Annotated in this window: 11 protein-coding genes; 6 read left to right on the plus strand and 5 right to left on the minus strand. The window is 63.9% G+C overall.

The features are described 5' to 3' along the window. Window position 1 precedes the first annotated feature (1 nt). The 3 genes from Q4543_RS19905 to Q4543_RS19915 form a co-directional block, all read right to left on the minus strand. Window positions 2–1270: a TRAP transporter large permease gene (locus tag Q4543_RS19905; RefSeq protein ID WP_303441205.1), complete on the minus strand. Its 1269-nt coding sequence runs from the start codon at window positions 1268–1270 to the stop codon at window positions 2–4. After that, entirely contained in the window at window positions 1267–1770 is a 504-nt protein-coding gene (locus Q4543_RS19910) for a TRAP transporter small permease (RefSeq protein WP_303441207.1), read from the minus strand. Before Q4543_RS19910 ends, Q4543_RS19905 begins: the two co-directional genes overlap by 4 nt. A gap of 83 nt (window positions 1771–1853) precedes the next feature. Continuing rightward, on the minus strand, window positions 1854–2837 hold the full coding sequence (locus Q4543_RS19915) for a TRAP transporter substrate-binding protein (protein ID WP_303441208.1): 984 nt from the start codon (window positions 2835–2837) through the stop codon (window positions 1854–1856). 197 nt (window positions 2838–3034) lie between these two features. Here Q4543_RS19915 and Q4543_RS19920 point away from each other — a divergent pair, with 197 nt between their 5' ends. The 6 genes from Q4543_RS19920 (at window position 3035) to repC (ending at window position 9618) form a co-directional block, all read left to right on the plus strand. Beyond that, the gene (locus Q4543_RS19920) at window positions 3035–3751 is read left to right on the plus strand and encodes a GntR family transcriptional regulator (protein ID WP_303441209.1); all 717 of its coding nucleotides are present in this window, start codon (window positions 3035–3037) and stop codon (window positions 3749–3751) included. Between the two features lie 25 nt (window positions 3752–3776). Next, window positions 3777–4688, plus strand: a complete 912-nt coding sequence (locus Q4543_RS19925; protein WP_303441210.1) for a 3-hydroxyacyl-CoA dehydrogenase NAD-binding domain-containing protein — start codon at window positions 3777–3779, stop codon at window positions 4686–4688. Between the two features lie 4 nt (window positions 4689–4692). Next, window positions 4693–5625: a 3-keto-5-aminohexanoate cleavage protein gene (locus Q4543_RS19930; protein WP_303441211.1), complete on the plus strand. Its 933-nt coding sequence runs from the start codon at window positions 4693–4695 to the stop codon at window positions 5623–5625. Window positions 5626–6052: 427 nt separating this feature from the next. Further along, window positions 6053–7249, plus strand: a complete 1197-nt coding sequence (gene repA, locus Q4543_RS19935; RefSeq protein ID WP_216002750.1) for a plasmid partitioning protein RepA — start codon at window positions 6053–6055, stop codon at window positions 7247–7249. Between the two features lies 1 nt (window position 7250). Then, the gene (repB, locus tag Q4543_RS19940; protein WP_303441212.1) at window positions 7251–8231 is read left to right on the plus strand and encodes a plasmid partitioning protein RepB; all 981 of its coding nucleotides are present in this window, start codon (window positions 7251–7253) and stop codon (window positions 8229–8231) included. A 193-nt stretch (window positions 8232–8424) separates the two neighbouring features. Then, entirely contained in the window at window positions 8425–9618 is a 1194-nt protein-coding gene (gene repC / locus Q4543_RS19945) for a plasmid replication protein RepC (RefSeq protein ID WP_303441215.1), read from the plus strand. A gap of 75 nt (window positions 9619–9693) precedes the next feature. Here repC and Q4543_RS19950 read toward each other — a convergent pair whose 3' ends face one another. Further along, on the minus strand, window positions 9694–11022 hold the full coding sequence (locus tag Q4543_RS19950) for a type II toxin-antitoxin system HipA family toxin (protein ID WP_303441217.1): 1329 nt from the start codon (window positions 11020–11022) through the stop codon (window positions 9694–9696). After that, window positions 11022–11288, minus strand: coding sequence for a helix-turn-helix domain-containing protein (locus tag Q4543_RS19955; RefSeq protein WP_303441220.1), 267 nt, complete (start codon window positions 11286–11288; stop codon window positions 11022–11024). The genes Q4543_RS19950 and Q4543_RS19955 overlap by 1 nt, the downstream gene beginning before the upstream one ends. Window positions 11289–11793: the final 505 nt, after the last annotated feature.

Raw genomic sequence — 11793 nt, forward strand, 5'->3', positions numbered from 1 at the left:
TTTATTGTGAGGTAAACACCAGCGACAGCCACGGCAGGAAGCTGATGATCAGCAGATCCACCAGCAGGATGGCGACAAAGGGAATGACCCCCCGCGCGATCTGTGGCACGCCGATGCGCGCGATGCTTGAGGCGATGAACAGGTTGAGCCCGACCGGCGGCGTGAACATCCCCATGGCAAGGTTGACCACCATGATGACGCCAAAATGCACCGGGTCGAACCCAAAAGTAAGCGCGATGGGCAACAGGATCGGGGTAAAGATCAGGATGGCGGCGGCGGCTTCAAGGAACATCCCCACCAGCAAGAGCAGCAGGTTCACGAGGATGATGAACAGCCACGGGCTGTCGATGGCCCCGACCACAAAATCGGAGATCACGCTGGGCACCCGCAGTTGCAGGATGATCCGCCCGTAAAGCCCGGCCGCCGCGATGATCGACAGCACGACCGCCGAGGTCACGGCGCTGGTGCGCAGAATGCGCGGGATCGCCCGGAGCGGCAGTTCGCGGTAGATCACGCCGCCCACGATCAGCGCATAGACCACGGCAACCACCGCCGCTTCGGTCGGGGTGACGATGCCGCCATAGATGCCGCCAAGGATCAGCGCGGGCATGGCCAGCGCCAGCAAAGCCTTCCACCCGGCCACAAGGATTTCACGCAACGATGTCGGCTCGCCGGGGGCGGTCTGCATGCCTCGGGCGTGGAAAAACGCATAGGTCAGCAGCGAAACCACCACCAGCGCGCCCGGCAGCACCCCGGCAAGGAACATATCCCCCACCGACTGGTTGGCCGAGATCGCATAGAGGATCAGCGGGATGCTTGGCGGGATGATCACCCCCAGCGCCCCCGACGCGGCCTGGTTCGCCGCCGCATAGCGTTTGGAATAGCCCTGCGTCACCATTGCCGGGATCAGGATCGCGCCGACAGCGGCGGTTGTCGCCGCGCCCGACCCGGAAATCGCGGCAAAGAACGCCGAGGTGACAATCGCCACCATCGCCAGCCCGCCGGTCATCGACCCCACCAGCGTCTTGGAAAAATTCACCAACCGGGCGGAGATCCCGCCCTCTTGCATCAGGTTGCCCGCGAGGATGAAGAATGGGATCGCCAGCAGCGGAAAGGAATTGACCGAGCGGATCATTTCCTGCGGAACGATCAGCAGCGGCATGATGCTGCCCTGCCAGATCGTCGCGATGGCGGCGAGCCCCAGCGCAAAGGTCACCGGCACGCCGACGATCAGCAGCAGCAGCAAGGAGCCGAACAAAAGCGCGATCATGCCGAGCCCTCCCCATCGAGCGCCGGGTCGTCTCGCAGCCCGGCGAAATCCTCGGCAAGGATCGCCACCGCGTTCAGCAGCATCAGCGCCGCCCCGGCGGGCATCGCACCATAAAGCCACGCCATCGACACCCGTGTGCTGGGCGCCACCTGCATCGCCACGCGCTGCGTGATGTTCAGCCCTTCGCTCAGCAACACATAGGCAAACAGGCACGACGCCGCCGCCACCACGATGCGCAAGCCTCGCGCCACCCGTGGACCCGACAGCGAGGTCAACAGATCGACCGAAATCAGCGAGCCATAGCGATAGGCATAAGCGGCCCCCAGCATGGTCATCCAGACCATGGAAAACCGCGCCACCTCTTCGGAAAAGCTCAGGGAATCGCCCATCACGTAGCGGGCGAACACCTGCCAGCTGATGAGCACCGTCATGACAAGGATCAGCCCGGCCAGCAGCCAGCCCACGATCCAGTTGATGCCGTCCACTGCGCGGACGGTCATGCGCAGCGCGCCTTGCATCTTGCTACCTCGGGTCGGGGGGACAGATAAGCGCGCCGAACGGATCCGCCGGCGCGCCGTTGTGATCAGTTGGTGGCGGGCTCGAAACTCATGGCCGCATCGACCAGCTCGGCGCCAACCTGATCCTTCCACTTTTCGATCACCGGGGCGACCGCCTCGCGGAACGGGGCCAGATCGGGGCGGGTGACTTCCATACCCAGCTCCTGAAGCTCCCCGAGATACTTCTCTTCCATCGCCACCGAGGCTTCGCGCTGCACCGGCCGGGCCAGCTCCGCCGCTTCAAGCAGGATCGCCTGATCCTCGGGCGAGAGCGAGTCAAACAGCGCCGCGCCGATCATGAAGGGCGCCGGGGAATAGACGTGCTGGGACATGGTCAGATAGTCCTGCACCTCGTAAAAGCGCACATCGTAAATTGTCGGCACCGGGTTTTCCTGGCTTTCCACAACGCCCTGTTGCAGCGCGGTGAACACCTCGGTCCAGGCCATGGGCGAGGCATTGGTGCCAAGCGCCGTCCAGGTATCGACCTGCACCGAGCTTTCCTGCGTGCGGTGCTTGATGCCCTTGAGATCCTCAAGCGTGTTGATCGCACGCACGGAATTGGTCTCGTGGCGGAAACCGTTTTCCATCCAGGTCAGCACCTTGACCCCGGCTGCCGCTTCGATCACGCCCGCCAGTTGCTCGCCATATTCGCTGTCAAGAAAGCCATGCGCATGGGCGTGGTCCTTGAACACATAGGGCAGGTCGAACAGCATGAACTCCGGGGCAAAGCCGCCCATCGGCCCGGTCGAGGTGATGCCCATGTCGATCAGGCCAAAGCCCATGCCCTCGACCACTTCGCGCTCGGCCCCGAGCGCATTGTCGTAATGCGGGCGGATGGTCAGGCGACCCTCGGAAAGCCGCTCCAGCTCTTCGCCGAATTTCAGTACCCCCACGGCGTGGTGGCTCTCGGCTCCCAGCGGCAGGCTGACATCGAATGTGCGGGTCTCCTGCGCCAGCGCAGAGGTGCCAAGCAGCAGCGCGGCGGATAGGGTCAGTGTGAAATGCTTCATGATCAAGGGCCTCCCGTCCCTCTTCCTCCTCGGATCGTTCCGGGGATCAAAGTGTGATCTCACTTAACGCTAATTCAATACATCCTCGGCGGTCAATCAAATTATTTATCATGTTTTTATGGACTTTATGAATTTATCACTCGTATCATGAGGAAACCGAGATCACACTTAGGGGCATGATTCACCGTGAGCGGCGCATGATCAACACGCAGGAACTGGACGGATGGGCGCGGCTTGGGCCGCTGGCGCTGCGCGAGGGGGAAACCGCGCAGGCGCAAATCTATGCCTGCCTGCGCGAGGCGCTGATTTCCGGCTATTTCCAGCCCGGCGAGGAAATCAGCCTGCGCCGCACCGCCGCCGTTCTGGGCACCAGCGTAACCCCGGTGCGCGAGGCGCTGCGCCAGCTGGAATCCGATGGCGGGCTCGAGGTCTGGGGCGGCAACCGCGTGCTGCGCGTGCCGATCCTGACCGAGGCAGAATTGAACGATATCCGCGACATCCGGCTGGAACTCGAAGGGTTCGCCGCCACGCTCGCCATCGAAAAGATCACGGCGGCGCAGATCCGCATCATCGCCAACGCCTGCGCGATGATGCGCCGCGCCGCGGATGAGCGCAACGCCGACCGCTATCTGGAAAGCAACTGGCGGTTTCACAAGCTGATCTACCGCGCCGCCGAACGGCCCGTGCTGATGGGCGTGATCGAAGGCATGTGGCTGCGGGTTGGCCCGCTGATCCGCCACGCGGTGACCTCGCCCAACCATTTCGCCCGGTCGATGGAAAGCCACGACCTTGCCGAACAGGCGCTGCGCGACCGCGATGCCGACGCCCTGCGCGCAGCCATCGTCAAGGATATTTCCGATGCCGCAATCGATCTTGGCGCGACGCTGAAACAGAATGAGGGCGGCGCGGACTGATCCCGCCGCCAGAGGAGGAGACCACATGAGACCAACCGTTGCCATCATCGGCTGCGGCCTGATCGGCCGCGCATGGACCATCGTCTTTGCCCGCGCGGGTTGCCCCGTCCGGGTCTGGGATGCCAACCCCGAGGTGCTGCAGGGCGTGCGCGGCGCGCTAAAGGCGATGTGCGACGAGGCCGGCGAAGACCTTGGCATACTGGACAACGTCACCACCCATCCCGACATGGCCGGCGCGCTGGAAGGCGCGGCCTGGGTTCAGGAAAACGGCCCCGAAAAGCTGGACATCAAGCGCGCCATCTATGCCGATCTGGATCGGCTCGCCGCGCCGGACGCGGTGCTTGCCTCCTCCAGCAGTGCGCTGGTGGCGTCGTCCTTCAACGACGGCCTGTCCGGGCGCGGGCGCATCCTCGTCGCCCATCCGGTCAACCCGCCGCACGTGATCCCGGTGGTGGAACTGTGCCCCTCGCCGGACACCACGCCCGAGGTCATGGACCGCGCCGAGGCCTTCATGACCTTGGTGAAACAGGTGCCCGTGCGCATGAGCGCCGAGATCGACGGCTTTGTGCTCAACCGTCTTCAGGCGGTGTTGCTGGCAGAATCGCTGCGGCTGGTGGCCGAGGGCATCGTTACGGCAAAGGGCGTGGACGACACGCTGCGCCACGGGCTTGCCCGGCGCTGGGTGCTGCTGGGCGCGCTGGAAACCATCAACCTCAACGCGCCGGGCGGCGTGGCCGACTATCTCGACCGCTACGGCCCGACCATGGCGCGCCTGTCCGATGGCGCCGCGCGCGGCGAGGCCTTCACCCCCGAGGTGGCGAGGCAATTGGCAAGCGCCCTGCCCGCGCCCGAGCGCGTCCCCGAGCTTACCGCGCGGCGAGACCGCGACCTGACCGCGCTCGCCGGCTTCCTGCAAACACTGACCCAAAAGGACTGATCCCATGGCCCCCAAACGCAAGGTCATCATCACCTGCGCCGTCACCGGCGCGATCCACACCCCGTCGATGTCCGAATACCTGCCGGTCTCCGCCTCCGAGATCGCCGAGGCCGCCATCGGCGCCGCCGAGGCGGGCGCAGCGGTGGTCCACCTGCACGCGCGCGATCCTCAGGACGGGCGGCCCGATCAGACCCCCGAAGCCTTCGATCCGTTTCTCAAGGTCATCAAGCAGCGCTCTGCCTGCGTGGTGAACATCACCACCGGCGGCGCGCCGACGATGAGCATTCAGGACCGGGTGCGCCCCGCCAACACCTGGAAACCCGAGCTGGCCTCGCTCAACATGGGCTCGATGAACTTCGGGCTGTTCCCGATGCTCGGGCGCTTTGATGCGCAGCTCAAACACCAGTGGGAACGCGACTACCTTGGCAACAAGGGCATCCTGTTCCGCAATACCTTCGAAGACATCGAACATATCATCACCACCCTGTCGGCGCATGGCACGCGGTTCGAATTCGAATGCTACGACACGGCGCATCTTTATAACCTCAAGCATTTCTTCGATGCCGGGCTGGTGAAGGGGCCGCTGTTTATCCAGACGGTGTTCGGGCTGATGGGCGGCATCGGCGCGCATTACGACGATGTCATGCATATGAAGCGCACCGCCGACCGGCTGTTCGGCGATCAATACCGCTGGTCGGTGCTGGGCGCGGGGCGTAACCAGCTGTCGATCGCGGCGATTGCCGCGGCGCTTGGCGGGCATGTGCGCGTCGGCCTTGAAGATTCGCTCTGGGCCGGGCCGGGCAAGCTGGCCAAGACCAACGCCGAGCAGGTCACCGCCGCGCGCCAGATCATCGAAGGGCTCGGGCTGGAGATCGCCACCCCCGACGAGGCGCGCGAGCTTCTGGCGCTCAAGGGCGCCGACGTGGTCGGGTTCTGATTCCCCTCTGCGATCGAATCTCTGCAAGAATGACGCCACCCTCGCCAAGACCGCCGGGGTGGCGCCGACTTTTGGGCCGATAACAAGGGCATCGCCCGCAACCCGGCGGCACGCCGCGATGCCTTGATGACCGTGCTTGCGCCCAGCCGATGAGCGCACGGCCCCTCGCCGACAGGTGGCAAACCCACCGACCGATCTGGGGGTGCCCAGCCAGGGCGCTTGTGAAAAACACCTTTACGTCAGATATTTAACCGAACGAGTCCCGTCCTCCCCCCTCCCCGGCTGGCGCAGGTACCAACCCCGACCACAAGATTCGGACAAAACACTTGTCCGAATCCAAGAAACGGGTCATTAACTTACGCTATAAAGCGAAAAACACGGCGCAAAGCGTAACAACCGCACAGCGCCCGAGAACACAGAGGGCAGGATGCGCAGGCAGACACGCATCGACCAGCTTGTCGGCACCCACGCCGAGAAGCTTTCCGAACGGTTGCAGGCTCATCGGGCGCAGCTGTTTCCACCGCATGCGCGCAAGACCTTGCGCAAGTTCACCTCTGGCGAGGTGGCCGCGCTGCTTGGGGTCAAGGATGCCTATCTTCGCAAGCTCAGCCTCGACGGCAAGGGCCCGCAGCCGGAAACCGGTGCTGGCGGACGGCGGCTGTATTCCGCCGAAGATATCCTCGCGCTGCGCCATTTCCTCGACGGGCGGTCCAAGGCCACCTACCTGCCCGGACGCCGCCCCGCCCCCGAGGGCAGCGGTCGCAAATACGACGATCCGCTACAGGTGATCACCGTGATCAACTTCAAGGGCGGCTCGGGCAAGACCACCACCTCGGCGCATCTGGCGCAGAAATGCGCGCTCGATGGCTACCGGGTGCTGGCGGTGGATCTGGACCCGCAGGCGTCGCTTTCGGCGCTGCACGGGTTTCAGCCGGAATTTGACCTGCTCGACGGCGGCACGCTGTACGACGCCATCCGCTATGTCGACCCGGTGCCGCTGCGCGAGGTCATCCAGCCCACCTATTTCCCGTCGCTCGACATCGTGCCCGGCAACCTCGACCTGATGGAATTCGAGCACGAGACCCCCCGCGCCATCATGGAAAAAGACGGCGGCACCTTCTTTACCCGCATCGGCGACGCGCTGGCGCAGGTGCAGGACGATTATGACCTTGTGATCATGGACTGCCCGCCGCAGCTTGGCTTTTTGACCATGTCGGCGCTGTCGGCGGCCACCGCAGTGCTGGTCACGGTGCATCCGCAGATGCTCGACGTGATGTCGATGTGCCAGTTCCTGCTGATGACCTCGAACCTGCTCGAAGTGGTGGCCGAGGCGGGCGGCGACATGTCCTATGACTGGCTGCGCTACGTCGTCACCCGTTACGAGCCCGGCGACGGGCCGCAAAACCAGATGGTCAGCTTCATGCGCTCGCTGTTCGGCGAACATGTGCTGAACCATACCGTGCTGAAATCCACCGCGATTTCCGACGCGGGCATCACCAAACAGACGCTCTACGAGGTCGAGCGCAGCCAGTTCACCCGCGCCACCTACGACCGGGCGCGCGAAAGCCTCGATTCCGTCAACGGCGAAATCGAAGCGCTGGTCCAGCAGGCATGGGGACGCTGACATGGCACGCAAGAACCTTCTCGGCGGGTTGATCGCAGACAGCGCGTCCGGCGGCGACGATGCGGAAAAACCCGCCCGCGCGCCGCGCTACAGCAAGGGCGCCATCGGCGCCGTGTCGCAAAGCATCGCCGATCTGAAAAACCGCGCCATCCTCGAAATCGATCCGTTCCAGATCTCCGAAGGCGGGCTGCGCGACCGGGTCGAACATGACGAAGACGCCCATGCCCAGCTGATGCAATCCATCCGCGAGCACGGCCAGCAGGTGCCCATCCTCGTGCGCCCCGATCCCGAGACCGAGGGCCGCTATCGCATCGTCTACGGCCGCCGCCGGGTGCTGGCACTGCGCGACCTTGGACAGCCGGTCAAGGCGATGGTGCGCGATCTCGATGACCGCGAGGCGATTCTGGCGCAGGGGCAGGAAAACTCCGCCCGGCGCGATCTGAGCTTTGTCGAAAAGGCGAATTTCGCCCGGCAGATGCGCGATGCGGGCTATGATCGCAAGGTGATCTGCGACGCGCTGTCCACCGACAAGACGCTGATCTCGCGCTTGCTGCAAGTGGCCGACACCCTGCCCGTCGAGCTGATCGAACATATCGGCGCGGCGCCCGGCATCGGTCGCGACCGCTGGCTGGCGCTGGCGGCGCTTTGGGGCGCGCAGGATCTCGACACGCAGGATGGCATTGCCATGCTGGCAGTGCAGGCCAACGCGCGCTCCGATGCGCGGTTCGAGGGGCTGTTCGGCTGGCTGGAAAAGCGCGGAGGGGCGAAACCTGTGCCCTCCCCTGCCCCGCGTCCGGTGCCACAGAAACGTGCGCTGACCCGGGCTGACGGCAAGACGCTTGGCCAGGTCATACGCCGCGGCGACACCCTGCGGATCGAGCTGTCGCGCAAGGCCGCCGGTGGCTTTGACGACTGGCTTGCGGAAAATATTGAAGAGATTCATCGCGACTGGCTTGCCAAGCGCGACGAACAGGGGCGCTAGCCCCGCACGAGCAGGAAACCATCTTAACAGGAGGCACGAAAAGACAAGGAAACAGTAAAGAAAAAGCCCCCCAGAACGACGTTCCAGAAGGCTTTCCCTGATATGTAGCAATCTCAAGGTAGCCTCTATCGTTGACAGCTGTCAACAGCGGTTCGTCTGAACCGGGCGGGAAATCCTTGTCCCGTGACATGACATGACCTACCAACAACTTGCCCCGTTCGGGGGCGGGCCGGTCTCGCTTGGCCAACTGGTCGTCGCCCGCAACGCCGGGCGCCGGGCGTCGCCCGCCCCTGCCCCGGTGTCCAAATGGGACGTGCTGCGGGATCTTGGCGTCGCCCGGCGCGCTTTTAGCCTGTCGGATCGCGACCTTTCGGTGTTGCAGGCGCTGCTGACTTTCCTGCCCGGCGATCAGCTGAGCGGCGAGGGCCAGATCGTTTTCCCGTCGAACGCGCGGCTGTCCGAACGCAGCCATGGCATGGCGGAAAGCACCCTGAGACGACATCTTGCGGCGCTGGTTCAGGCCGGGGTGCTGCTGCGCCGCGACAGCCCGAACGGCAAGCGCTATGCCCGACGCTCTGGCGATGGTGGCATCTCGCGCGCTTTCGGCTTCGACCTTGCCCCCTTACACCGCCTGTCCGGCCGTATCGCCCGCCTCGCCGAACAGACCCGCACCGAGGCCGCTGAACGGCGCGCGCTGCGCGAGGATTGCGTGCTGCTGCTGCGCGACTGTGCCGCGCTGGTGCTCTGCCTCCGGGCCGAGGGCATGCAGATCGACCCGGCCGACGACCAGCTGCACCTCAGCCGCCGCACCTTGCGTCGCAAGCTTGATCGCTCTGCGCTTGAAGCGCTGCGGGCAGAATTGCTTGCCCTGCAAGAGAGCTTGCTGAGCACCCTTCCACAAGACGAGCCTCTGGAATCCACCGCCGAAGCGCCCCTTGTGACGTCTGAAATGAGCGGCAGCGACAGCCAGAATGAGCGGCACCATAAGAATTCAAAAAAAGAAGATATTGAATCAAATCCCCCTGTTCGCTTGGCAACCATCCGTCACGTCTGCCCAGAACTGAAAAGCTATTCCCAGACCGGCTTGAACAATTGGGAGGATGTGATTGGCACAAGCAAAGTCATCGCCCCAATGATCGGCATCGGTCGAGCCCTCTGGAACGAGGCCTGTACCGCGATGGGCCCGCTAAACGCCGCCGTCAGCGTCGGTTACATCCTGCAACGTTTGGATAAGATCAAATCTCCGGGCGGCTATATGCGCCAGATTGCCAGGAAAGCGCGGTCCGACGCCTTCAGCCTACGGCCAATGGTTGCGTCCCTGTTGACAGCTGTCAACTCGACCCCATTGCCCGGGACGAATGCGTCGCGGCCTTTCGTTCAGAACTGAATTTCGAGCGAAAGAGCGCCCTTTGAATCCCATACGCAGCGCCCGCCAATTGGCCGTACTCAGAAAGCGGAAGGATCAACCGACGTCATGATCCAGCCCCACATACGCCTTGAGCAGTCTCAACCGGTCTTCGGCGTAGCGGATGATCTGCTCAGAGATCGCGATGGGGAAACCTTCGGGCAGCCGGCTCCGTACACGGCTCAGCGCGGCCGGCGCATGATCAACCAGCTCCCTGAACGCGCGTTGTCGCGCCTCCAGCGGCACCCCGGCGCGTTTTGCGGTTTCATCGAAATGACGCGGCACGATCTGGTCAAGGCGGTAATGCCCGCGTCGACCCACAGACATGGCGAGCTGAAAATCCTTGTGGCGCACCGTCGCGCGCAGGTGGTCGGGCGCGGCGCTGATGATGTCATAGAGCGGCGCCAACCGGAAACCGTCGCCCTCCAGAAAGATCGAGAAATTCTTGGCATGGCCGTCGATCGCCGCGATCATCCAGTTGAAGATCTGTGCTTTCAGAAAGCTTGTCTGATCGTCGATCGGGGTGTCCGATTGCTGCAAAAGCGTCAGGCAGTCGGCCATCGAAGGCCCACCATGCTGCTGGTATTTCAGCGCGGAAGGCAGCCCCATTGCTTGCAGAAAATCCTCTTGCGGGATGCGAACCAGCCCGCCGGCGGGTCTGACCCTGCGGTCGAACCGGCTGACGACAAGGGTGGTCTGATCCTCGAATTGCCTGATCTCGGCTTCTGCCGCGTCCAGCCCCATTTCGCGGGCGAGCAACAGGCAGAAGTACTCGTTCTCGACGCTGTCGCGCAGATCGAGACCGCCGCCGATGAGGCCCATCGGGCGCTTGAAGATGTGGGTCGTGGGGGTCAGACCGACAGGGCGGAGCCAACGCGCGTCCTGCTTGAGATAGGCGGTTTTTTCCTGCGCCCCGGCAAGCGAGATGCGGAAGGCTTCGCCCGGAGCCATACCAAGCGGCATGGTGCCAAGCGCCCGCAGGGTCGCGGCGATCTGCGCATCGGTTTGCGGCGTGCCCTCGATCCGGAACGGATCGCCGGGCTGGGCTCCGTGGGGCAGAAACTGCATCGCACCCACGCAGTCTTGCCCGATGGCCGACAGCAGGTCATGGGGACGGGCACTGCGCGCATCTGTGCGCTCGGCAATGGCCTGGCGCAGGGCGGGCCCATCGGGAAGCAGGTTTTCGAACACCGCATCGACGCTGTCGCCGGTTTGCGTTTCATCGCTCAGGGGCAGGGCGCGCGAGATCGGAAACCGGTAGGGCCAGTCCAGCCAACCCTGATCATAGCGAAACTGCGCGCCGGCTGATGGGCGGTAGCCATATGTTCCGGCAAGCCGCCCGTTGAGGTAGACGTCAAGCTTGCGGGTCAGGGCAGGGCGCCCCATCAGAAGATGTCTTCGGGGCGGGGACGGGCAGTCTGCCCGGGTGCGCCGCGCCGGGGCATCAGGCCAAGATCAAGGTCAAGGGCTGCGACAACCGCGAGCAACAGGCTGAGTTTCGGTTCATGCGCAGCCGTTTCGATGCGTGAGATCTGGCGCGGATCGGTGCCTGACAAACGCGCCAGATCGCCTTGCGACCAGCCTCTAGTCTTGCGGGACCGGCGGATTTCCCGGCCAAGCGCCACAGCGTCGCGAAACGGGATCTGGTCCATGCGAGCCTCTTGCCAAATTTGTAGTATTTCTTGTTTATGCCATGCGTGTAGAAAAAGCAATGTACTACAAGTTTGGTGTATCCTGCGTTTATGCCAGATTTGTAGAAGGCCTCGGCGCACAGCCCTCCGCTGCATCAGGTGCCGGGGGAGGGGTTGCCAGAACCCATCCGCACCTAGGGAGAATGGCGGAATAGGCGCCCGCGACACCAGTGCAGTTGCGTCCAGCCAGAGCGTGCCAAGTCAGTCCTGCGCCTCGGTCATGATGACCTTTCAATCGGCCTGGACAAGATCCAGCGCCCGCTTGCCGTCGGACCCGGAGGCATCCACATCATAGATAACCTCTACGCGCTCACCCGATATCAGCGGGATTGCGGCCCGGTATGGCAGGGGATGGGTTGCTCGCCCTTCAAGACGATTGGGGTCCGTTCCTGCACCAGCTCGTGCAGTTGCGGCTGTTGTGCGGGGTGGGTGCGCTGTGTTCAGAGCCCTGCGGCTATGGTGAGGT

It is taken from the genome of Salipiger sp. 1_MG-2023 (assembly GCF_030547555.1).
In the GTDB taxonomy this organism is placed as follows: Bacteria; Pseudomonadota; Alphaproteobacteria; order Rhodobacterales; family Rhodobacteraceae; genus Salipiger.